17 protein-coding genes, 1 pseudogene and 1 riboswitch are annotated in these 22,435 nt (G+C 63.5%); of the genes and pseudogenes, 8 read left to right on the plus strand and 10 right to left on the minus strand.

The genetic code is table 11. The annotated features are described in order from the left end of the window. Nucleotides 1-37: 37 nt before the first annotated feature. A riboswitch (cyclic di-GMP riboswitch) is annotated at nucleotides 38-129 on the plus strand. A gap of 85 nt (nucleotides 130-214) precedes the next feature. Both G454_RS0103895 and G454_RS17625 read left to right on the plus strand, forming a co-directional pair. Beyond that, entirely contained in the window at nucleotides 215-1,594 is a 1,380-nt protein-coding gene (locus G454_RS0103895; protein WP_027717549.1) for an ArsB/NhaD family transporter, read from the plus strand. A gap of 147 nt (nucleotides 1,595-1,741) precedes the next feature. Next, nucleotides 1,742-3,016, plus strand: coding sequence for a glycosyltransferase (locus tag G454_RS17625; protein WP_084413237.1), 1,275 nt, complete (start codon nucleotides 1,742-1,744; stop codon nucleotides 3,014-3,016). Here G454_RS17625 and G454_RS0103905 read toward each other — a convergent pair. Beyond that, the gene (locus G454_RS0103905) at nucleotides 2,973-4,217 is read right to left on the minus strand and encodes an HD-GYP domain-containing protein (protein WP_211229945.1); all 1,245 of its coding nucleotides are present in this window, start codon (nucleotides 4,215-4,217) and stop codon (nucleotides 2,973-2,975) included. The genes G454_RS17625 and G454_RS0103905 overlap by 44 nt on opposite strands. A 102-nt stretch (nucleotides 4,218-4,319) precedes the next feature. On the opposite strand from G454_RS0103905, the gene G454_RS0103910 reads away from it, so the two are divergent. Further along, on the plus strand, nucleotides 4,320-6,317 hold the full coding sequence (locus tag G454_RS0103910; RefSeq protein WP_027717551.1) for a cell division protein FtsA: 1,998 nt from the start codon (nucleotides 4,320-4,322) through the stop codon (nucleotides 6,315-6,317). A gap of 10 nt (nucleotides 6,318-6,327) precedes the next feature. On the opposite strand, the pseudogene G454_RS22845 reads toward G454_RS0103910, so the two are convergent. The 6 genes and pseudogenes from G454_RS22845 to G454_RS17640 form a co-directional block, all read right to left on the minus strand. Further along, a pseudogene (locus tag G454_RS22845) lies at nucleotides 6,328-6,831 on the minus strand (methyl-accepting chemotaxis protein); the annotation flags it as partial. A 466-nt stretch (nucleotides 6,832-7,297) separates the two neighbouring features. After that, nucleotides 7,298-8,041: a 3'-5' exonuclease gene (locus tag G454_RS17635; protein WP_051275849.1), complete on the minus strand. Its 744-nt coding sequence runs from the start codon at nucleotides 8,039-8,041 to the stop codon at nucleotides 7,298-7,300. Nucleotides 8,042-8,059: 18 nt separating this feature from the next. Next, nucleotides 8,060-9,982, minus strand: a complete 1,923-nt coding sequence (locus tag G454_RS0103925) for a DUF294 nucleotidyltransferase-like domain-containing protein (RefSeq protein WP_027717552.1) — start codon at nucleotides 9,980-9,982, stop codon at nucleotides 8,060-8,062. Between the two features lie 21 nt (nucleotides 9,983-10,003). Then, nucleotides 10,004-10,321: a hypothetical protein gene (locus G454_RS0103930; protein ID WP_027717553.1), complete on the minus strand. Its 318-nt coding sequence runs from the start codon at nucleotides 10,319-10,321 to the stop codon at nucleotides 10,004-10,006. Between the two features lie 116 nt (nucleotides 10,322-10,437). Further along, nucleotides 10,438-12,462 (minus strand): heavy metal translocating P-type ATPase, encoded by a 2,025-nt coding sequence (locus tag G454_RS0103935; protein WP_211229946.1) that lies wholly within the window; start codon nucleotides 12,460-12,462, stop codon nucleotides 10,438-10,440. Between the two features lie 136 nt (nucleotides 12,463-12,598). Beyond that, complete coding sequence (locus G454_RS17640) at nucleotides 12,599-12,931, minus strand: ArsR/SmtB family transcription factor (RefSeq protein WP_051275867.1); 333 nt, start codon at nucleotides 12,929-12,931, stop codon at nucleotides 12,599-12,601. 265 nt (nucleotides 12,932-13,196) lie between these two features. On the opposite strand from G454_RS17640, the gene G454_RS0103950 reads away from it, so the two are divergent. Together G454_RS0103950 and G454_RS21345 are read left to right on the plus strand one after the other, a co-directional pair. Then, nucleotides 13,197-14,342 (plus strand): sodium ion-translocating decarboxylase subunit beta, encoded by a 1,146-nt coding sequence (locus G454_RS0103950; RefSeq protein WP_027717555.1) that lies wholly within the window; start codon nucleotides 13,197-13,199, stop codon nucleotides 14,340-14,342. 36 nt (nucleotides 14,343-14,378) lie between these two features. Continuing rightward, nucleotides 14,379-14,522 (plus strand): OadG-related small transporter subunit, encoded by a 144-nt coding sequence (locus G454_RS21345; RefSeq protein ID WP_156896658.1) that lies wholly within the window; start codon nucleotides 14,379-14,381, stop codon nucleotides 14,520-14,522. 145 nt (nucleotides 14,523-14,667) lie between these two features. Here the strand turns inward: G454_RS21345 and G454_RS0103965 are convergent, their stop codons facing one another. Then, the gene (locus tag G454_RS0103965) at nucleotides 14,668-15,861 is read right to left on the minus strand and encodes a M24 family metallopeptidase (RefSeq protein ID WP_027717556.1); all 1,194 of its coding nucleotides are present in this window, start codon (nucleotides 15,859-15,861) and stop codon (nucleotides 14,668-14,670) included. A 40-nt stretch (nucleotides 15,862-15,901) separates the two neighbouring features. Then, nucleotides 15,902-17,413, minus strand: coding sequence for a threonine synthase (thrC, locus tag G454_RS0103970; protein WP_027717557.1), 1,512 nt, complete (start codon nucleotides 17,411-17,413; stop codon nucleotides 15,902-15,904). Between the two features lie 125 nt (nucleotides 17,414-17,538). On the opposite strand from thrC, the gene G454_RS0103975 reads away from it, so the two are divergent. Continuing rightward, nucleotides 17,539-18,444, plus strand: a complete 906-nt coding sequence (locus G454_RS0103975) for a hypothetical protein (protein WP_027717558.1) — start codon at nucleotides 17,539-17,541, stop codon at nucleotides 18,442-18,444. An 87-nt stretch (nucleotides 18,445-18,531) separates the two neighbouring features. After that, nucleotides 18,532-19,551: an alpha-hydroxy-acid oxidizing protein gene (locus G454_RS0103980; RefSeq protein ID WP_027717559.1), complete on the plus strand. Its 1,020-nt coding sequence runs from the start codon at nucleotides 18,532-18,534 to the stop codon at nucleotides 19,549-19,551. A 56-nt stretch (nucleotides 19,552-19,607) separates the two neighbouring features. On the opposite strand, the gene G454_RS0103985 is transcribed toward G454_RS0103980, so the two are convergent. Then, nucleotides 19,608-20,093 (minus strand): HIT family protein, encoded by a 486-nt coding sequence (locus tag G454_RS0103985; protein WP_027717560.1) that lies wholly within the window; start codon nucleotides 20,091-20,093, stop codon nucleotides 19,608-19,610. 160 nt (nucleotides 20,094-20,253) lie between these two features. On the opposite strand from G454_RS0103985, the gene G454_RS0103990 reads away from it, so the two are divergent. After that, on the plus strand, nucleotides 20,254-22,434 hold the full coding sequence (locus G454_RS0103990; RefSeq protein WP_035106844.1) for a CRISPR-associated endonuclease Cas3'': 2,181 nt from the start codon (nucleotides 20,254-20,256) through the stop codon (nucleotides 22,432-22,434). Nucleotide 22,435 lies beyond the last annotated feature (1 nt).

Here is a 22,435-nt window from a genome sequence, read left to right on the forward strand (position 1 = left end):
CCTGGCCCTTGGCAGCAGCCTGTGGTATAATTTTGTTTGCCGGGTTGGGTAAACCAGGCGAAAGCCTGGGGCGCCAAAGCCATGGGTCTGTCGCCTGCGGAAGCAGGCTATGATCGCCAGGCTAAACGGTCCCGACTGCTGGGGGGGGCAGTCAAATGACTGCCCCCCCTTAATTTTTGCGCACCATAATTTCTTGCAAAGGAGGCTGGGGATTTTGTCGGGCCAAACCCAAGTTATTTTAGCCACCGCGATCTTTTTAATTACCTATGCGGTAATCGTCTCCGAAAAAATTCACCGCACCGTGGCCGCGCTCTGCGGCGCCGCCGCCGTTATCCTGGCCGGCGTTATTACCCCGGAGCTGGCCGTTCACTATGTGGACTGGAACACCATCGGCCTCCTCACGGGGATGATGGTCATTGTGGGTATCACGCGCGAGACGGGCATCTTTGAATTCCTGGCCATCCGGGCAGCCAAGGCGGCGCGGGGCGAGCCTTTGCGCATTTTATCTGCCCTCTCCCTGGTTACAGCCGTCCTCTCCGCCTTCCTGGATAACGTGACCACCGTGCTGCTCATTGTGCCCGTTACTTTTGCCATTGCCGGCAAATTGGGGGTCAGCCCACTGCCTTTCTTAATTGCCGAGATCCTTGCTTCCAATATCGGCGGCACGGCCACCCTGGTGGGCGACCCGCCCAACATTATGATCGGCAGCGCCGTGGGCCTGGGCTTCATGGATTTCGTGATCAATCTTGCGCCGGTAGTGGTAGTCATTTACGCGTTAACCGTCTTCATCCTGCGCCATATTTACCGCCGCGACCTTGCTGCCCGCCCCGAGCGGCAAAAAAGCATTACGGAGTTAGACGAGTGGGCCGAAATCAAGGACCCTTCCCTGTTAAAGCCCTGCCTTTGGGTGCTGGGCCTAACGGTTACCGGGTTCGTCCTGCACCAGTACGTGCACCTGGAAAGCTCCGTGGTGGCCCTGTCCGGAGCGGCCCTCCTGCTCCTGGTCACCCGCTTTGACCCGGAACACGCCCTGCATACCGTGGAGTGGCCGGTGATCTTCTTCTTCATCGGCCTCTTTGCCCTCGTGGGTGCCCTGGAAGAGGCGGGCGTGATCGAGTCCGTAGCCCATTTTGCCCTGGAGGTCACCGGCGGCCAGCTCCTGCCCGCCGGGCTCCTCATCCTCTGGCTGTCGGCCCTTGCCTCAGCATTTGTAGACAACATCCCCTTTGTGGCCACCATGATCCCCCTCATTCAAGACATGGGACGGCTGGGGGGTATAGAAAACCTCAACTTTCTCTGGTGGTCCCTCTCGCTGGGAGCCTGCCTGGGCGGCAACGGTACCGTCATCGGCGCCTCGGCAAACGTGGTGGTGGTGGGCATGGCGGAAAAAAGGGGCCTCCCCATAAGCTTTCTGGGCTTTCTCAAAGTGGCCTTCCCGCTTATGATCCTTTCCATCATCATCTCCACCGCCTACCTTTACGCCTGGTTGCAATTTAACACCACCGCCGTGCTCCTGGCCACCACGGCAGCCGGCCTGGGCTTAAGCGCGCTGCTCCATCTGGTGTCCCGGCGACCCGCACCGGAAAAGCGCTAAAAAGTGTTTTCAAAGGCTCAAGACGGTTCCCGCCAGGTCCAAGAAAAGCTGGTTTTATTTTTATGGTGCAAGATCCCCGCCCCGGAGATAAAATACTATACTGGGCCTTAAGCCAGTCAAACCAACTAAAGAAAGCGGGGACCGGCAGTGAGCAATACCAATCTCGGCGCTTACGAAGGAATTGTCGGCGGGCAGGTCATTGAGGAAATTTACCGCCTCGGACATAGGCTGCGGGATTGCCTCGTGCAGCACGTAAACTCCACCTTGGTCGGCGGGGGGGTGGCGGAAATATTAAGGCGCCTCGTGCCCGTGATGGCAGAGGTGGGCCTGCGCGCGCGCTGGGACGTGCTGGAAGGGGACGAAGAGTTCTTCCGCGTGACCAAAACTTTTCACAACGCCTTCCACGGCGTGCCGGTAGAAGTGACGCCCGCCATGCTGGAAACCTACCGGCGGGTTTCCCGGCAAAACCACCGCCTCATCGACCCCGGGGCCGATTTCGTCGTGCTCCACGACCAGCAGCCCCTGGGGCTGGCGGAAGTGCGCCCGCGCCACCGGGGCAGGTGGCTCTGGTACTGCCACATCGACCCGGCAGACGTCACGCCGCCGGTATGGGATTTTTTGCGCCCCTGGGCCGCGCGCTGCGATGCCGCCATCTACCACCTTCCCGCCTACGCGCGGCGCCTGGGGCACCGGGAGTATTTCATGCCCCCGGCCATCGACCCCCTGGCGGAAAAAAACCGGGAGGTCTCCCCTTGGGAAGTGGCCGGAATTATGGAGCGCCTGGGCATACCGCTGGACCTCCCCCTGGTGGTGCAGGTGTCCAGGTTTGACCGCCTCAAAGACCCCTTGGGGGTGATCCGGGTTTTCCGCCTGGTGAGAAAAGAAGTGCCCTGCCGGCTGGTGCTGGTCGGCGGCAGGGCCACCGACGACCCAGAGGGGGCCCAGGTATACCTAGAGGTCCTGGAAGCGGCGTCCGGCGACCCGGACATCCACATTCTGGAGCTGCCGCCGGACAGCGACCTGGAAATAAACGCCATCCAGCGGGCGGCCACGGTGGTGGTGCAGAAGTCGGTGCGGGAGGGCTTCGGCCTTACGGTAACCGAAGCCATGTGGAAGTCCCGCCCCGTGGTGGCCACTCCCGTGGGCGGCATTACCCTTCAGGTGATCCACGGGGAGACGGGCCTTGCCGCCTCCACCACGGAGGAAATGGCCAGGGCGGTCATACGCCTGTTAAGGGAGCCCGCCTTAAGGGAGCAGCTGGGTCAAAAAGCGAAAGAGCACGTGCGCCGGAACTTCATCCTCCCCATTTACCTCAAGAGGTGGCTCGAACTGCTGGCAGCCGAGCAACAGCTTGCGTCCTTCGCATCAGCCGTGGCCCCTAGGGACGATTCGACCTGCTGGTTGCCGGGCAGCCCGCCGTAACCGCGTAAAAGATATCGTCCAGCTCCCGGCGGCTGTCCAGGAGGGCCTCCACCACCCGGCGGTCAAGGGCTCCCCCCTCCACCTCGCCTCTTAAGATCTTCTCTATCTCCGGCCAGGCCAGGCCGCGCCGGTAGGGCCTGTCCTCGCGTAGGGCCGCGTAAATGTCGCTCACGGCCATAATGCGCGCCCCCAGGCAGAGGTCGCGCTCCCGCAAGCGGAAAGGGTATCCCTTTCCGTTTAATTTTTCATGGTGGTAAGCGGCCCAGCGCACCACGGGCAGGACTTCGTCCAGCGGCTTGAGCAGCCAGTAGGTGTAATATGTATGCTGCTTGATCCAGCTGAACTCCTCGCGGGTGAGGCGCCCCGGCTTTTCCAGTATTTCCTCGGGCACGCTGAGCTTGCCCAGGTCGTGCAGCAGCCCGGCCACCTCCATGAGGAAGCACTCCCCCTGCGTCATCCCCAGCCGCGCGGCCAGAAAGCTCGCCGCCCTGGCCACGCCCTGGGAGTGGTGGCGCGTAAAGGGGCTCTTGGCGTCAATGATGCGGGCAAAAAAGCAGGCCAGGCCCATTAACTGCGCGGGCTCCAGGATTACCCGGTAGCCCTCCACCATTTTCAGGAGGTTTTCAGCCAGGCACGGCCCGGTAATGTCCAGCCAGAAGCTCTCCGCCTCGGCCAGCCCCGCAAAAAGGTCCACCAGCTCCGGATCGAAGACGCTACCGGAAAGCTCCTTAACCTGCCTGACGATCTCCTCGCTCTGGCTTAAAACATGCCGCCGGTCGTCCAGCAATACGTCCACCCGATCGGCGAGGTGGATAATGCGGGAGGCCAGGGGGATGGCCGCCCCGGCTCTGCCGGAGGGGTTGCCTCCCTCCCAGCGGTCGTGGTGGGATAGGATCACCTCCGCCGCCGGCGCCAGCAGGGGTACGTCGGCGGTAAACTGGTAGCCCCGGTGGCAGTGCTCCCAGGGATGGCTGACGTCAAACACCTCCAGCGCATCTTTCTCCGGCCAGGTCACCGCACCGGCGTCGTGGATCATGGAAGCGGCAAAGAGGTCGAAGCGCTCTCTGGCGGAAAGCCCGGCGGCCTCACCGAGGCGCAGGGCAATTACGGCCACCCGCTGGTGGTGCCGCAACAACCCCCGGCGGGAAAAGTCAAGGGCCAGCGAAAGGTTAACCAGCATGCGGGTCAGGTCAACCTGCACCAAAAAATTCCTCCTCGAACATCCCCGGGCCACGGGGCGCGGCCCGGATGGTATAATATACCCAGTTATTCTTTTCGTCCACCGGTGGGGGAACCAGAACCGATGGAAAAAATTTCTCCCGAGAAGGTTATCTTTGCCCTGGACATCGGTACCCGCACGGTTATCGGCCTGGCGGCCTTACCGGAAAACGGCCGCCTGCGGGTTCTGGCGCAGAAACTGGTGGAGCACCGGCGCCGGGCCATGCTGGACGGGCAGATACACGACATCCCCAGCGTGGCCGAGGCGGTAAAGGAAGTCAGGAGGAACCTCGAGGACAGGCTGGGCTTTCCTTTGCGCCAGGTGGCCATTGCCGCCGCCGGGCGCTCGCTGGTCACCCGGGCCTGCCACGTGGAACTGGAGAGCGGCGGGCGGGAAATAGACTGGGCGGAGGTAAACGCCCTGGAGCTGGCCGCCGTGCAGCAGGCCCACCGGGAGCTGGCAGAAGATCTGGCCTCCGGCGCCGGCGATTTTACCTGCGTGGGGTACAGCATTGTTTCCTATTACCTGGACGGCTATGCCATTTCCAGCCTGGTGGGCCACCGGGGCAAGGTCATCGGCGCCGACGTGCTGGCCACCTTCCTGCCGGGCTCGGTGGTGAACAGCCTTTACGCCGTGCTGCAGCGCGCCGGGCTGGAGCCCCTTTCCCTCACCTTGGAGCCCATCGCCGCCATTGAGGCCGCCATCCCGGAGAGCTACCGCCTCCTAAACCTGGCCCTGGTGGACATCGGCGCCGGTACCTCTGACATCGCCATCACCAGGGACGGGGCCGTCACCGCCTACGGCATGGTGCCCGTGGCCGGCGATGAGGTAACGGAAGAAATCGTGCAGGCCTGTCTGGTGGACTTTGACACCGCCGAGCGCATGAAGAGGGAGCTGTCCCGGAAGGAGGAAATCCGCTACGTGGACATCCTGGGCGCGGAAAACTCCATCCTGTCCCGGGAGCTGCTCGCGCGCCTGGACCCGGTCCTGGAACGCCTGGCCGCCAGGGTAGCAGCGCAAATCCTCGCCCTCAACAGCGGGCGGCCCCCCCGTTCCGTCTTCTGCGTGGGCGGGGGCAGCCAGGTGCCGGGCCTGACGGAAAAGATTGCCCGCCACCTGCAGCTGGAGAAAAACCGCGTGGTGCTGCGGGACCGCCGCAGCCTGGGCCAGCTCCTTATGGCGGAAGAGGACGAGATTACCGGGCCGGAAGGAATCACGGTGGTAGGCATAGCCCTAAACGCCCTGCGCCGGATGGGCCACGACTTCATCCACGTGGTGGTCAACGGTGAGGAACACAGGCTGTTTAACGTGCGCGAGTTTACCGTGGGCAACGTGCTGGCCCTAACCGGCTTCAACCCGCGCCTGCTCATCGGCCAGAACGGCAGGAACCTGGTGTTTACTTTAAACGGCAGGCGCCGGGTAATCTACGGCGGCCTTTCCCAGCCGGCGCGCATCCTGGTCAACGGGCGGGAGGCCAACCTGAAAACGAGGGTGGCCCACGGGGACCGCATCGACGTCTACCCGGCGCAAAACGGCGCGGACGCCCGGCTGACCGTAGCCGAGCTTTTCTCACCTCCCGGGCACATCACCGTAGAGATTAACGGCCAGGCCACGGCGGTGCCCGCCTGCTGCCTGGTTAACGGCGAGCAGGCGGAGGGCTCCCGCGAGATAACCGACGGGGCGAAAGTGGAGGTCTTTTCCGCCAAACCCCTCCAGGAGTGGCTGGCGGAGCACCTAGGCGGTGGGATTCCGGCGCCGCCTCACCGCCTCAAGCTGCTGGTTAACGGTGAGCCCGCCCCGCCGGTTTATTACCTGCGCCCCGGCGACCGGGTGGTGTGGGAGGTGGAGGAAGGCGGCGCGGCAAACCGGGAAAAGGAGGGAAGTATCACGGTCACGGTAAACGGCCTGCCGGTAAACCTGCGGGGGCAGGGCGACTTCCTCCTGCTGGACGTCTTCAAGTACATAAGCCTTGACCCCGCCTCCCTGGCCCCGCCGGTAAAAATACTCTTAAACGGTTGCGAGGCGGGCTTTACCGACCCGCTTAAAGACGGCGACGTCATTGAAATTAAATCCGGAGCGTGAGGCTCCGGCATCAAACGGTAAAGCGGGCGGCCATGTTCCGCAAGTTTTCGGCCAGGGCTGAAAGGGTGGCAATGGTGCCGGCAGTTTCCTGGAGCATGGCGCTCTGTTCTTCGGTGGAGGCAGCAATATTGTTTACCGCCTCAGACACCTGCCGGGACGCTGCCGCCACGTCGGCCACCTGGGTATCCACCTCTTTCACGGCCTGCAGGATTTCCTCAAAGGCCTGGGAAGCGTCCCCCACCACGGCCAGGCCCTTTTCTGCTTCTTGAGCCGTTTTTTCCATCAGCGCGGCAATGCCTGCAACTTCCCCCTGGATGGCCGCCACCAGGTTTCCTATTTCCCCCGCCGAGAAGGCAGACTGCTCGGCCAGCCTGCGCACCTCCTCGGCCACCACGGCAAAGCCCCGCCCGTGCTCCCCGGCCCTGGCCGCCTCAATGGCCGCATTCAAGGCCAGGAGGTTGGTCTGCTCGGCAATACCGGTGATGATCTGCAGGATCTCCCCGATCTGCGCCGAGGTGCGGGCAAACCCCTCTATTTTCCTGGCCACCTCCTGGGTAGCGCCGTACATGGCCTGGATCTGCTGGCTGGCCTCCTCCATCTTGCGGCTACCTTCCTCGGCCAGGGAAGCCGCCCGGCTGGCCCTGGCGGCCACCGACTCCGCCCGCGCGGCCACCTCCTGCATGCTGGCAGAGATTTCCGAAGCCGCGCTGGCCGTCTCCACGGCCCCCTGGGAAATCTGCTCCGTGGAGGCGGAAAGCTGCCCGGCTATCTCCGAGGCCCTGCGGGCTTCCGTGGCCAGCTCGCCGATCAGGCGGGCCAGGTTCCGGCGCATCTCTTCAAAGGCGTCAATAAGCTGGCCTATCTCGTCGCGGTGCAATACTGCTTCACCACCAATCCTTCGCGTTGCGTTTTACTCACCAAAAATTATTCGCCGGAGGCTTTATTTTCTTCCTGCCGCCCGGCGATCTTTTGCCCCATTTTCAGCAGCGGCACTCCCCCAACATGCGGTGCTGCCTTAAAAAGTGCACCAGGCCGCCAAAAGTGATAATGTTTTCTTCCTTCAGTCTTTTTAATATATTCACAAAAATTTGTGCCGTAAGCAGCGCATCCCCCATGGCCGTGTGGCGCCCCGCGGGCTCGAGACCGTAAAAGGCCAGCAGCCCGTCCAGGGAATAGCAGCCGAGGCCGGGATAGAGGGCCCTGACCAGGTGCGCCGTATCCAGCACCCAGTTCCTGATCTTTACCCCGGTATGTTTTTTGAGCTTTTCCTCCAGGAAGGCCAGGTCAAAGTGGATGCAGTGGCCGACCAGGACGCTGTCGCCGATAAAACGGAGCAGCTCCGGCAAGACCCCCCAAAAGCCGGGGCAGCCCACCAGCATGTCCCGGGCAATCCCCGTAAGGCCGATTACCTCGCCTGGAACCAGGCGGTAGGGGTAAACGTAGCGGTGGAAGCGCTCCTCCCCGCACACCGCCCCGTTCCTCACCGCCACGGCCCCCACGGCGATGATCTCGTCACCGCCACCGTAGGCAAAACCCGTGGTTTCCAGGTCCAGGACCACGAAGCGCAGGTCCTCAAGCTTGGTGCCCGGGGGAATCCGGCGGGCGCCGGCCAGGACCATTTCCCTGATTTCCTTCACGGTTTCCCCGTCCAGAAAACCCCTGCCCCTGGCCGCCGGGGAAAGCAAGCTTTTAACTTTTTGCCAAAGGGAATCTCCTGCCGGCACAGCCCTCTCCCCCGGCCTTCAAGAACTAACGTAGCGCAGCCAGTGATCGGTGAAATACCTGCTGGTGAGCTTTTGCAGGCGGGTGATGGCCAAGAGCGCATCCTTGAGCAGCATCTGCTCGGTCCTGCTCAGGCGGTAGGGGTTTAGGTAATTATCCGCCTCCCTGCCCTGCCTGACCTTCCTCAGGTTTTCCCTAATGCGCAGCATCATCAGCGTCTCAAAGGCGCCCTGCACATACTCCCCGTCCTCCTCCGGCAGGACCCCTTTTTCCACCAGCAGGCGGAGCCTGCCCAGGGTGGAGGTCTCCCGGAGGCCGTACTTTACAGCAAAAATGCGGGCGCAATTAACAATATGGCGGGCGGCCTCCTTTAAGTTTAACTCGTTTTTATGGGGCCCGCCCTTTTCCGTGGCAAACCCTCCCAGGAAGGTAAGGGGAACTCTTGCCTGCACTTCCTCTTCTGCCAGGAAATGGGGCGCGCGGCCAGAGGAACTGAAGGCGCCGAAAATGTGCTCCCGCAGCTCTTCGGCCAGGTCCGCGGCGCCGTATACGGGCCGGAAGTCCAGGAGGATGGTGAGCAGCCGGATGTCCTCCGGCTCGGCCCGCTCCATCCAGCCGGAAACCACTTCCTTCCAGTTATCCAGGGAGCGGCACCACCGGGGGTTGGAGGCCATAACCCCGCCCTTGCACCAGGCAAAGCCCGCCCGCACCAACTCCTCCACCACCCTGGCTCCCAGGACCTGGAAGTAACTGGCCGCGCCGTGGCCGCCCCCGGCGTAGATGATGGCGTTGTCCTGGTCGGTGCGCAGGGTCTGCTCCTTCCGCCCCGCGCTCCCCATGCTGATCCAGCAGTATGCCACGGGTGGCGTCCCGAAGCCTTCTTCCGCCAACTCTTTCTCGCAAAGCTCGATTACCCGGCAGGTAAGCCTGTCGTGCATCTCGGTGATGATCTCAAAAAGCTCGGGAACCCGGGCCTTTTCGGCCACCAGGGCGCTTAAAAAGCTGTCCACTTCCCGGCCTATCCTGGCCAGGTCGTCCAGCGTCCTGGCCCTCTCTATCTTGTCCGTTACCCAGAGGCTCCCCGTGCTCCTGGCCTTAATCAAGTCCCTCAGGGTGAGCACGCCCGCCAGCCTCTCCCCGTCCAGCACCACCATGTGCTTGACCTGGTGCTTGACCACCGCCAGGAGGGCCTTGCCGTAATAATCGCCCACCTGCAGCTTGACCAGCTTCCTGTCCATCACCTGCTCAGCCGTGAGTCCCGCAGGCCCGCAGGAAGGATAAGCGAGCACCTTGTGCACCAGGTCTTTTTCCGTGACCAGGCCTGCCGGGTAGCCGCCCTCGTCCAGCACGATAACCGAGCTTATTTGGTGGTCGGCCATCCGGCGGGCCACTTCACTTACGGGCGTGTCCAGACGGCAGGTTACCGGGGACCAGGTCATGATCTCGCTGACCCTCTTGTGAAAGGGGGTGGACTCCGCCGCCCCGTATGCCTCGTAGGGCTGGCGGGCCACCGCCTCCGCGTACAGCAGGCGCAGGCGCTCGGAAAGCAGGGCGGTAAAAAAGCTGGCAAACTCCGGGTAGCCGGCAATGAGTTCCTCCACCCTGCGCTGCGGGATGAGCAGGCAGGCCATGTTCTCCGCCGCCCGCACGGAGCCACCGTAGGTCTTGCCGGTAAAGAGGGCCGTTTCGCCGAAAAAATCGCCGCGGCGCCGGTAGCCCACCACCGTTTCCCGGTGGTGGTGCTCGTCAGTTACGGTCACCTCCGCCGTGCCGGAGGCCACCAGGAAGAGCACGCCAAGGCTTTTCTGGCCCTGCCTGAAGGCATAGGCTCCCCGGGGGTAAAGCCTCACCTCCAGGTGCCGGGCAAGCCCGGCGAGCACCTCCTCGCCCAAGACGCTAAAGGGCGGGCAGGACCTGAGGACCTCCAAAACATCCACTTCCATGGCCCTCTTCCCCTTGCTTATTTATCCGCTGCCGCCAGGATCACACCTTAAATTTCCCCCGGCTACCTCCCGGGCCATGCCGGCCAGCATTTTCAAAGGGGCGGCCAGGACCAACCTCACCACCAGGTAGTTGGCCCCTCCCACCAGCAGGCCCGCCAGCAGGCAGGCGGCAACAAAAGTGGGCTGGAAAACCGCCCGGGGCGGCAAGCCCAAGGCCACCATGCCGAAGGGAAAAACCGCTCCGGTGACAAGGCCCATGAGGACCATTACCGCCATGAGGGTCCTGAACAGCCTCCCTCTTCCGGCCAGGCGAAAAAGCAAACCCTGGGGAGCTTCCATGTGCCCGTGCCCTCCCGGTTAAAGCAAATTTTTGCTTCTATTCGCCGGTATTTTCTCTTTTTCCTGCCGCACCCCCGGTTGGCCCCCACCCTCGCGCGGGCGGTGAGCACCGCGCTTCATTCGTCCTTTATGCTCCAGAGCCGCATGGCATTTAAGGTTACCAGCAGCGTGGCTCCCATGTCGGCCAGGATGGCCAGCCAGAGGGTAAGCCAACCGGGGAAAACGGCCAGGACGGCCAGGACCTTCACCGTTACGGCAAAGAGCACGTTTTGCCGGATAACCCCCTGTGCCGCCCTGCCCAGGCGGAAGACAAAAGCCAGCTTTGTCAGGTCGGCCCCGGCCAGCACCACGTCCGCCGTTTCCAGGGCCGCATCCGTACTCGCCCCGCCCAGGGCTACCCCAACGGTTGCCGCCGCCAGGGCCGGCGCGTCGTTAACGCCGTCCCCCACCATGGCCACCGCACCGTACCGGCGGGCCAGGAAACGTACGGCCTCCACCTTTCCCTGGGGCAGGAGCCCGGCGTGGTATTCGTCCACCCCCAGGCGGGCCGCCACGGCACGGGCGGTTCCCTCGCCGTCCCCGGTAAGCATCACGGTGCGGGAGATGCCGGCCCGCTTCAAGGCGGCAACGGCTGCCGCTCCCTCTTCCCGGACCTCGTCGGCCAGGGCAATGATGCCCAGCAAGGCTTGCGGCGTCCCGAGGAGGACAACCGTCTTGCCTTCCTCCTGCAGGCGGGCAACCTCTTCACCGAGGGCACCTGCAGGGAGGCCCAGCCGGGCAAACAGCCGGGGGCTGCCGAGATAGAGAAGTTGCCCGTCCACCACCCCGCGCGCTCCCAGACCCGGTAGGGCCGCAAACTCCGCCGCCTGCTCCACCGGCAACCCTTGCGCCGCCGCGGCCCTCACCACGGCCTTGGCCAGGGGGTGCTCGGAGCAGGACTCCAGGGCGGCAGCTGCCCGCAGCAATTCCTCCGGCGGGTAGCCGCCCGCGGGGCGGATATCCGTCACCGCCGGCTGCCCTTTGGTAAGGGTTCCCGTCTTGTCAAGGGCCACGGCCCTCACGGCCCCCGCCGCCTCCAGGCAGGCGCCGCCTTTAATGAGCACGCCGCGGCGCGCGGCGCTGCCAATGGCGCTGGCCACGGCCACCGGGGTGGAAACCACCAGGGCGCAGGGACAAGACGCTACCAAAAGAGCCAGCCCCCGGTAAACCCAGGGCTCCCAGGGCTGCCCTGCGGCCAGGGGCGGGAAAAGGGCCACGGCTGCCGCCAGGGCCATTACGGCGGGCGTGTAGGCGGCAGCAAAGCGTTCCACAAAGACCTGCGACGGTGCCCGCCGGGTCTGCGCCTCTTCCACCAGCCGGATGATCCTGGAAATGGTGCTGTCCTCTACCGGCCTGGTTACCTTCACCTCCAGGTACCCGTAAGTGTTAAGGGTGCCGGCAAAAACCTCGTCGCCCGGGCCTTTTTCCACGGCCAGCGACTCCCCGGTTATGGGAGCCTCGTTTAAGGCGGACTCCCCCTTGACGATCCGCCCGTCCATGGCCACCTTCTCCCCGGGGCGTACGATCATAATATCGCCCACCCGCACCTCTTCCACCGGGACCTCCACCTCTTCGCCGCCAGGACGGTAAACCCTGGCCCTGGGGGGCGCAAGGTCCATGAGCTCGCGGATGGCCCGGCGCACCCGTCCCGCCGTCCAGGACTCCAGCGTTTCCGAAAGGGAGTAGAGGAAAGCCACCACGGCACCCTCCCTCCACTCGCCGATGGAGACGGCTCCCGCCAGGGCCACGGTCATGAGCACGCTCACGTTAAAATTCAGGCGCATGGCGGAGGGAAAGGCGCGGCGGATACTTCCCCACCCCCCTACGGCCATGGCCGCCAGGTAAAAGGGGAGGTAACGGGCGGGGTTATACCCGAGCACCTCCAGCACAAGGGCACACGCCAGGGCCAGGCCGGATATCAGCACCCGCAGCAGTTTCCACCCCGTGCCGGGCGCGGCGGCGCGGGCCTTCCCCGCCCCGCCCTCTGGCAGCACGATGCGGAGCCCTTCCCTGACGGCTGCACGCTTTATGGCCCCGGCGTCCACGCCGGAACCTTCCACCACCAGCCTGCCGGTGGAGGCGTTTAAGCTTACCCTGGACACGCCAGGAAGCGCCGCCACTTTCCTTTCAAATTTGGCGGCGCAGTCCGCTCAGGTAATTCCCTCCACGCGGAAGACGGCCCTCACGTTTTTATCTTCCCGGTTTGCGGCTTTATCCTGGACCAACTTTTTCTCCCCCCTAAACGGCATTTTCCGCACCATTTCCTGCCACGCCCCGCATATTAAGAACATCTTTAAGGAAGTTGCCTATGCGCTCGTCGGCAAGCCGGTAAAATACCAGCTTTCCCTCCCGGCGGTATTTGACCAGCCCCAGGCGATAGAGCAGGCGTAGGTGGTAGGAAGCAGCGGCCAGGCTTTGGCCAATAACGGCAACCACATCGCAAACGCAAAGCTCCCCCTCGGCGAGGGCATAAATAACTTTCAGGCGGGTGTCATCGGCCAGGGCCTTGAAGAGATCGGCTAAGCCTTCGACAACCCTGACCTTTGACCTTAGCCTTTGCACTCGTTCCATATTTATGCAATTAACCTCGCAAACGGGGGCCTCCGCAGGGGGTCTTTCGGGGAAAGCCTCTTTATGCACTGGAGATCACCCCAACCATAAATTAATTCAAATAGTCAATTTATTACTTGATTATATTGGCATATTGCCCTCTTGTCAACCTTACCTTAAAAAAATTTAGGACCCTCCCTGCATTCCTAACTGCTCCTGTGACTTTATTCCTATGGTATACTCTATACGGTACACCATTAGGGGCAGCGAGGTGAATTCTTGCAAAATGAACGCTGAAACGGTGTTATTACTCTTTCAGGGAATTTTCCAGGGGCTGCTCAGCTTTTCCTGGCAGAACGCGGTAATGATTGCCACCGGGCTACTGCTCATTTACCTGGGCGTAAGGCACCAGGTGGAGCCCCTGCTGCTGGTGCCCATCGGCTTTGGCTGCATTCTGGTCAACCTGCCCCTCACCGGCATCATGGGTGAAGAAGGCCTCCTGAGGTATTTCTACGAGGCCGGCGTGGTCACCGAGATCTTCCCCTGCCTCATCTTCATCGGCATCGGCGCCATGACCGATTTTACCCCCCTGCTGCAAAATCCCCGGGTCTTCCTCCTGGGCGGGGCCGGGCAGTTCGGCATTTTCCTCACCCTGCTCCTGGCCCTCGCCCTGGGCTTTGAAAAGGTGGAGGCCGTGTGCGTGGGCATCATCGGCGCCTGCGACGGGCCCACCTCCATTTACGTTACCAGTCAGTTTGCCCCCCACCTCCTGGGCCCCGTATCGGTGGCCGCATATTCCTACATGGCCCTGGTCCCCGTCATCCAGCCGCCGGTGATGCGGCTCCTGACCACCAAAAGGGAACGCACCATGGTCATGAAGTATTACACGGGGAAGCCCGTTTCCCGCACGGCCAAAATACTCTTCCCCCTGGTGGTAGCCGTGGTAACCATCATTATCGCCCCCATGGGCGCACCCCTCATGGGCACCCTTATGCTCGGCAATTTCTTAAAGGAATGCGGAGTGGTGGAAAGGCTCAGCCGCACCGCCCAAAACGAGATAGCCAACATCGTCACCCTGCTCCTGGGGCTAACCATTGGCGCCACCATGAACGGGGAGGTATTCCTCACCACCAAAACCCTCTTCATCTTCCTCCTGGGCGCGGTGGCCATAGCCGGAGACACGGCGGCGGGAGTGTTAATGGCCAAGCTCATGAACCTCTTTGCCAGGGAAAAGATCAACCCGCTGATAGGGGCTGCCGGTATCTCCGCCTTCCCCATGTCCGCCCGAGTGGTGCATAAAGTGGGCAGCGAGGAGAACCCCCAGAATTACCTCCTCATGCACGCCATAGGCGTCAATACCGGGGGGCAGGTGGGCTCCGTGCTGGCCGCCAGCATCATGCTGGCCGTGCTCAAGGCCATGGGCCTGGCATAGGCCGCTTTAAGCGCTCCATAAAAGGGGGTCCTCGAGATGGAGCTCTCTAAGTGGGAATTCGGCCTCTACATGCTTGTCTTCGGGATGGGCCTGACCCTGGGTACCCTTTACCTTTTGACCTGGATCATGCGGGCCTTAACAGCCGCTTTCAAACCCGAGCAAAACGAAAACAACTCATGAAAACAATTTATGAAAAAGCCAAGCGGCAGGAGGCTTAGGAATCATCTCCTGCCGCTTTATGTTCCCTTTGTCTACTTTTCCCTCTGCGAGCCAAAGATGTAAACTAGTATAACGTTGTAGCGCCAGAAAATGCCGGCCATGCGCTCTATGCCGGGCATATAACCACCTCATCGGGGTACGCGGTCAGCCTCTCCAGCCCGTTTTCCCGCACCACGAAGGTGTTCTCAATACCCACGGCTCCCCGCCCGGGGAAGACGAATTTGGGCTCCAGGGCCACCACCATGCCCGGCGCGAGCTTGTCTTTTACCCCTTGCGCCAGCACCGGCAGCTCGTTTAACTCCAGGCCCACGCCGTGGCCCACAAAGCGTACCTGCTCGTCACAGCCCATGAAGTGAGCGGCCAGCCCGGCTCCGGCGGCCACCTCACACGCCAGCGCGTAAAGCTCCCCGCATGCTGTTCCCGGGCGTGCCGCCTTCACCAGGGCCTCCTGGATTTCCAGGGCCACCCGATGGGCATAAACTAAATCCGGCGGCAAAGACCCCACGGCAAAAACCCGGCTCACGTCCACCTGGTAGCCCCCCGCGGCCACCACCACGAAATCCACCATTACGGGCTCCCCGGGGGCAATGACGTGCCGTCCCACGCCAAAGGGAAAGGCCGGGGAAAAACCGGGCCCGCCCAGGGGGCTGTCGTAATAGCTGGCCACGCCTCCGCTGGGCCCAGCCAGGATGCACCCGTAAAAGAACTCCTGCTGGTTGAAGCCCCGCACCCTGATGAGGCCCAGGTGGCCCGCCCGGCGGGCCGCCGCTTCTACGGAGGCGGCCAGCTCCAGCTCGCTCCTGCCCGCCCTGATCATGCCGGGGACCTGGGCCAAGACGGCGTCCGCCAGGGCCGCCGATTCCCTCACCAGGTCAATTTCGTACGGAGATTTTACCGCACGCAGCTTTCTAATTAGCGGGGAGCAGTCCACAATCTGCCCCGGGAAGATCTTCCGGTAGCGGGCAAACAGATTTACGGGCAAAACGTCCAGCTCCATGCCCAGCACGCGGGGCAACGGCAGCCCCCGGGAAGCCAGGACGGCGGGCAACTCTTCCGGCTTGCGCAAGGGGCTCACTTCCGCCGGCACGCGTTCCGGCTGTACGCGCCCCAGGCTCCGGCGCACCATGAGCAGCGGGCGCCCCCTGGCGGGAACGTACAGGTGGGCGTTCTGGTAGGTGCCGCAGAAGTACACCAGGTCGGCCGCCTGCAGGATGAGGGCGCCCTCCATGCCCGCTTCACCGAGGGCTTCCTGGAAGCGCTCCATCCTGGCGGAAAGCTCTGCAAGGGGCGGGTAGGTCACGGCCAATCACGCCTCCGTAAATAAATTAAATTGTTCCTCCTCAACCCCTGCCGCCCGCCGGCAGGATCTCCAGCACCGCCCTTTTCATCTCCGCCGGGCTTACCGTGAGGGTGTGGCGCACGGGCCTTCGCGCCAGGTCCCTAAGCGGCGCGGGTATTGACAAGCCGGTGAAAGCACTGAGAAGTTCTAGGAGCTCCAGCTCCCCCCTGCCGGCCACGGCCTCCTCTCCCATGACGGCCAGGGCCACGCTGGAGTTAAACTTAAAGGGGCTGGCGGTGGAGGCCAGGACGGTCTTGTGGGTGTCTCCCGTGACCTCCACGTAGCGCTCGTAAACGTACATGCCCACGGCAGTGTGGGGGTCCATGAGGTAGCCGTACGCGCGGTAAACGCGGCGGATGGTTTCCAGCGTGGCCCCGTCGTCGGCAAAATCGGACCAGAAAACGGCCTGGATCTCCCGGAGCACCCCTTCCTCCACCCGGTAGTGGCCGTACTCCTTTAACGCCTGCATCCAGGAACGCACCCGGGCGGCATCCCGCCCGCTCACCTCGAAGAGCAGCCGCTCCAGGTTGCTGGAGATGAGGATGTCCATGGAGGGGGAAATGGTGCGGTAAAACTCCCGGCGACGGTCGTAAATGCCGCTGCGGATGAACTGGGTCAGGACGTTATTTTTGTTGGCCGCACAGATGAGCCGGTGCACCGGGAGGCCCATTTGCCGGGCATAGTAGGCGGCCAGGATGTTGCCGAAGTTGCCCGTAGGTACCACAAAATTTACCGCCTCGCCGGGGCGGATCTCGCCTTCCCTCAGGAGGTCCAGGTAGGCGGAAAAGTAGTAAACAATCTGGGGCACCAGGCGGCCCCAGTTGATGGAGTTGGCCGAGGAAAGGCGGCAGCCCAGGCGCGCGGCAAGGGCCTTCACCTCCGGGTCGGCAAAAATCTCCTTCACCCCGCCCTGCGCCTGGTCGAAGTTTCCCTCCACCGCCACCACGTGCACGTTCTTCCCTTCCTGGGTAACCATCTGCAGTCGCTGCACCTCGCTTACTCCCCGGGCCGGGTAGAAGACGACGATGCGCGTCCCCTCCACGTCCCGGAACCCCTCCAGGGCCGCCTTGCCGGTGTCCCCGGAGGTGGCCACCAGGATCAGCACCTCCCTTTCCCCTCCCGCCCTGGCCAGGGCCCGGGGAAGAAGGCGGGGGAGCAGCTGCAGGGCCATGTCCTTGAAAGCGCAGGTGGGGCCGTGCCACAGCTCCAGCACGTAGAGACCGGGAGCAAGCTTTTTCACCGGGGCCACCGCGGGGTGGTCAAACTTACCCCCACCGTACGCCTCATCCACACAAGCGGCAATTTCCCCGGGGGCAAAGCCGGTGAGGTAAAGTGCGAGCAGGGAGGATGCCCTTGCGGCGTAGGGCATCCCCGCAAGGGCGGCCAGCTCCTCCTTTCCGACGGGCACCAGCTTTTCGGGCACGTACAGGCCGCCGTCGGGGGCCATCCCCTCGGCAATGGCCCCGGCGGCGCTGACCGGCAAGGACATGCCTCTCGTACTGTAGTACAGCATAAGGTCAGCTCCTTAGAAAGCAAGCTTCCCTAAAAAGGGAATTTGCCGCCGGTAAAGCGGAATCCTCCCCGCAGGCAGGAAAAGCAGCCCGCAAAAAGAAAGAGAGAAACGGGGGTGGTGGGGCCGTGCTCCACGTCGTCAGCGTGAGCCTTGGTTCGACCGCGCGCGACCACCGGGCGGAAATTGTCCTCCTGGGCCGGAAAATCCTCGTGGAGCGGCGGGGGACGGACGGCAGCTTGCGCCGTGCGGCAAGGCTCCTGAGGGAGCTTGACGGTCGGGTGGACGCGATTTCCCTCGGGGGGATAGACCTTTACCTCTTTGCGGGGCCAAGGCGCTACACCTTTAAGGATGCCCTGCGGCTGGCCGGTGCGGTGCGGCACACGCCGCTGGTGGACGGCAGCGGCATCAAGGAGACATGGGAGCCCCACGTGGTGGAACTGGCGCGGCAGGAGATCGGCCTGCCGCAGGAAGGGCAAAAGGTGCTCCTGGCCAGCGCGCTGGACCGCTGGCCGCTGGCCGAAGCTTTCGCCCGGGCGGGCTGCCGCCTCATGATTGGCGACGCCCTCTTTGCCCTGGGCCTGCCCCTGGTTTTTTCCTCCCTGGATTCCTTTGCTACCGTGGCACGGGTTTTCCTGCCCTTTTTCTGCCGCCTGCCCATTGCCCTCCTTTACCCCACCGGCAAGAGGCAGGAAAAGAGCCGCCCCCGCTTTGCGGCCCTGTACCGGCAAGCAGACATCCTGGCCGGCGACTTCCACTTCCTGCGGCGCTACCTCCCGCAAGATCTCGGGGGAAAAGCCGTCTTTACCAGCACCCTCACCCGGCAGGACGTGGAGGAGCTGGCCCAAAGAGGGGTGCGTTGGCTGGTGACCTTTGCTCCGGAAATGGAGGGGCGCTGGTTTGGGGCCAACGTCCTGGAGGCCATCTGCACGGCCCTGCTAAAGAGCAGGGGGGTAAAGGAAATAAAGCCCTCCCTTTACCGGCCCCTCCTGGCGGAAGCCGGGCTGGCCCCGGGAATTTACCGCCTGAATTGATCTTCCAGGAGGAAAAGCCGGTGGGGAAGGCTAAATATTATAAGGTCTGATCAGCAGGTGTCTAGCTGCAAGGAGGTTAGAGGAACGGTGAATTACAAGGAGCTGCGGGAAGCGGCCCGCGAAAAGCTGAAAGGTTACTGCCGCGTGTGCCCCGTCTGCGACGGGAGGGCCTGCGCCGGGGAAGTGCCGGGCATGGGCGGCACGGGCACGGGGTCCTCTTTCCGTGCCAACGTGGAAGCCCTGGCCCGCTACCGCCTGAACCTGCGCACCCTCCACGGAGCCAAAGACCCGGACACCAGCCTGACGCTCTTTGGCCAGAAGCTCTCCACTCCCATCCTGGCGGCGCCCATGACCGGCGTCTCCTACAACATGGGCGGCGCCCTGACGGAGCGGGAGTTCATCGGCATGATCATGGCCGGCGCCCGCGCCGCCGGCAGCATAGGCATGTGCGGGGACGGCGGGGACCCGCAATTCTATGCTTCCGGGCTGGAGGCCATTGCCGAGCAGGACGGCCACGGCATCCCCATCATCAAGCCCCGGGAGCAAAAGGCCATCATCGAGCGCATCCGCCGTGCCGAGGAGGCCGGGGCCCCTGCCGTGGGCGTGGATGTGGACGGGGCCGGTCTGGTTACCATGGCCCTCTTCGGCCAGCCCGTAGGGCCCAAGACGGCGGAGGAGCTGAAGGAGCTTGTGGCCTCCACCCGCCTCCCCTTCATCGTCAAGGGCATCATGACCGTAGACGAAGCCCTGTTGGCGGTGGAAGCGGGGGCGGCAGCCATCGTCGTCTCCAACCACGGCGGGCGCATCCTGGACCACACCCCCGGCGCCGCCGAGGTGCTGCCGGAAATCGCCAGGGCGGTAAAGGGCCGCGTAACCATCCTGGCCGACGGCGGGGTGCGCTCGGGCGTGGATGTGCTCAAGCTGCTGGCCCTGGGGGCGGATGCGGTGCTGGTGGGGCGGCCCCTGGTCATCGGCGCCTTTGGCGGCGGCGCGGAGGGCGTCAAGTTCATCATTGAAAAGTACACCGGCGAGCTGAAGCAGGCCATGATCCTCACCGGCTGCGCCACCCTCAAGGACATCGACGAGCGGGTCTTGCGCCCGCTTTAATACCGCACCGGCAAGCCCCCGGCAAAGCGAAAACGCCCCTTGCCGGGGGCTTTATTTTATTTTTCGGCCGCCAGGGCTTCTTTTAGCTTGCGGTAGGTGGTGTCCAGGGCCTCGGAGATAACCCTCACGTCCCCCAGCACGGGCATGAAATTGGTGTCGCCGGCCCAGCGGGGCACCACGTGGATGTGGAAGTGGCCGGGCACGCCCGCCCCGGCGATTTTTCCCAGGTTCACGCCGATGTTAAAGCCGTCCGGGCGAAAGGCGGCCCGCAACAGCCGCACGGCCTTGCGGGTGGCCTGCATCAGCTCCAGCATCTCCTCGTCCGTGAGGTCCTCCAGCTCTCCCACATGGCGCTTGGGGGCAATCAACAGGTGGCCGTTGGTATAGGGGTAAATGTTGAGCAGGACAAAAACCCTCTCTCCCCGCCAGAGCACGTGGTTTGCTTCATCCTCGCCGGCGCCGAGCTTCTCGCAGAAAAAACAGCCCCCGCCGTGGTCTTTACCGATGTAGACCGTGCGCCAGGGCGCCCAGAGGCGTTCCAAGCTTCATCCTCCTCCTTACCTGCTTTTTTCTACCTTGTTCTTCTCCCGGCTGCCCCATCCCTCCTCCTCTCCCTTACACCGTTCTTGCCATTCCCCGCACCGTGGAGTATGATATGAAGAAGTACAAATTTTTTTGCAATTGGGGGAGCCTCCGGCCATCATGAGCCGTCCCATCCTGGCCAAAAAACGACCGGGCAAGCACATCTTCCAGACCCTGGCAGGCCATACCGAAGATGCCCTCCATGCCCTGGCGGCCTACCTCCGGGAGCACCGGGAAACGGTGGCAGGCCTGGTCCGGGAGCAGGATCTTTCTTTCCGGGAATTCTGCCAGGTTCTCTTCCTGGCCCTTTTCCTGCACGATCTCGGCAAGGCCACCCGGGAGTTCCAGGACCGCCTGGTAAAAGAAGAGCTGGGCCGGGAACTCTCCCACACCTTCTTTAGCTTGCCCCTGGTGCACACGGATCTACCCCCGGAGCAAAACCTCCTGGTCAGGGTTTTAGTGCTCACCCACCACACGCAGCCCTTTGACGAGCTGTACTACACATTCGATCCCCTGCCCCGGGTTAGTTATATGATTGAAGAGATAAAGGAGTTCCTGAGCCTCTACCCGCTCTTCTACGAGAGGCACTTCCGGGAAATTTTCCCCCTGTGCGCCCACCCCCTCTTACCGCCGCAGGGCCTCCCGCAGCGGGACCTCCGGGAAGAGCTACGCAAAGAGGTCACCAGGCTGCACCGGGAGGTAAGGGCAGGCTGGCCGCCCGCCCGCTTAAAAGCGGTATACTGCCTGGCGGCAACCCTCCTGAAATACTGCGACAGCCAGGCCAGCCGGGCCTTTCTGGAAGCGGACTTGGAGGAAGGCGTTTACGGCCCCGTCCTGCCGGCCCAGGGGAAAGGCGCAGGTTCTTCCCCCGGCACCCTTCCCCGCCGGCACGGCACGCCCGGGGCGGGCCCCGGGGGCCGGCACAGGTACGCCCTGCTTCTCCTGCCTCCCGGGAGGCAGAGGCTGGAGGCGGCCCTGGCCCGGGCCCTGGACCTTTCCCGCCGGACGCGGCGGGAAAAGCTGGTCTGGATTACTCCCGCGCAGCACGCTTCGGGTCTTGTTTACACCGGGCTTTCCCGGCTGCTCGAGCCCCTAGAGGTGGAAATGGTACACGCCCCCAGCTACTTTGCCGCCGATCCCTACGCCTGGGGCCTTCCCCCGGAAAACGGCAGCAGGAATAACAAGGACGCCGGCCTGAGGGCGCACATCTTTTCCGCACCGGTCACCGTAGCTACCCTCGACCACCTGGTTTTTTCCCTGGTCCACGGCTTCCGCTACGCCGACTACGCCCTGGGAAACCTTTTAAAGTCAGTGGTGGTCGTCGACGGGCTCCCTGCCCCGGGAAGCCCGGCCCTGGGCTATACCCTAGACGCCCTGGAGTTGCTCCGCCGGCTGCACATCCCCCACATAATCGTGGAGGGGCTGCTCGCCCCCTCCCTGAAGGCCTTTTTAGAAGAAGCGGGCTACGAGGTCGTGGAGGAAGGAGGCGGCTTCAGGGAGCCCCGCTTTGAGCCGGCACTATCCTGCGGGCACCTCACGCAGGCGGTTGTGGAGCGCTTTCCCCGCCTTCCCCGGCAGGTGGTCTTTGCCCCGGACGCCCCCTCAGCCGCAAGGTTGGCCCGCGAGCTGCGCGCCTTCCTCCCGCCGGAGCACCTCTTCGTCCACCACTCCCTCTTTAACCACCGGGACCGCCTGCGGCGGGAAATGCACCTCTGTACGCTGGCGCAAAGAAAGACCCCCTGGGTGCTGGTAACCGACGGCACCCTGGATGCCGCGTGCCTTCCGGCGTGCGATGCGGTGCACACCGGAGAAGCCGGCGCCGCGGTACTGGTACGCCGCTGTTTCCCCCTCTGGGACGGCGGCCACCTCGTGCTCCACCTGCCGGAAGGCGGGAGGGGTAACCGGGCACTTCCCTGGCACGGCGGCAAGTCGCGCTTAACCGGCCTGGCGGCAGCCCTGGAGGAAGAGTTAAGGGCGCACCGGCCCGGGCCCACCAACCTCCGGGAGGTTTTCCTGGCCTGCATCCTTTCCGGCCCTTCCCCGCGGGAAGTGCGCTATTCACGGCAGCCCCTGGTCGGCCTCTGGCCTTACCCCGCGCGGCTGATGGATGTGCTGCCGCAGTGCTTCTGGGACGGTGCCTCAAGCCCGCCGCCGGATCTCCGCCAGCTTTGCGTAAAGCTGCCCGCGGCATGGCATGAGCAAAAGGCCGCCTGGTTTTCCATTGCCGAAGGGCCGGCAGGGAAACTCGTCCTCTGCCACCTGCCCTACTGCCCGCAGGGCGGCCTGGAAATGCCCGCATAGA

The sequence above is a fragment of the Desulfovirgula thermocuniculi DSM 16036 genome (assembly GCF_000429345.1).
Classification (GTDB): domain Bacteria; phylum Bacillota; class Desulfotomaculia; order Desulfotomaculales; family Desulfovirgulaceae; genus Desulfovirgula; species Desulfovirgula thermocuniculi.

Excerpts from the sequence above, each read along its gene's own strand:
- G454_RS0103910 (WP_027717551.1), top strand. The coding sequence starts at position 4,320 with ATGGAAAAAATTTCTCCCGAGAAGGTTATCTTTGCCCTGGACATCGGT.
- G454_RS0103925 (WP_027717552.1), bottom strand. The coding sequence starts at position 9,982 with ATGGAAGTGGATGTTTTGGAGGTCCTCAGGTCCTGCCCGCCCTTTAGC.
- G454_RS0103930 (WP_027717553.1), bottom strand. The coding sequence starts at position 10,321 with ATGGAAGCTCCCCAGGGTTTGCTTTTTCGCCTGGCCGGAAGAGGGAGG.
- G454_RS17640 (WP_051275867.1), bottom strand. The coding sequence starts at position 12,931 with ATGGAACGAGTGCAAAGGCTAAGGTCAAAGGTCAGGGTTGTCGAAGGC.
- G454_RS0103950 (WP_027717555.1), top strand. The coding sequence starts at position 13,197 with ATGAACGCTGAAACGGTGTTATTACTCTTTCAGGGAATTTTCCAGGGG.
- G454_RS21345 (WP_156896658.1), top strand. The coding sequence starts at position 14,379 with ATGGAGCTCTCTAAGTGGGAATTCGGCCTCTACATGCTTGTCTTCGGG.
- thrC (WP_027717557.1), bottom strand. The coding sequence starts at position 17,413 with ATGCTGTACTACAGTACGAGAGGCATGTCCTTGCCGGTCAGCGCCGCC.
- G454_RS0103990 (WP_035106844.1), top strand. The coding sequence starts at position 20,254 with ATGAGCCGTCCCATCCTGGCCAAAAAACGACCGGGCAAGCACATCTTC.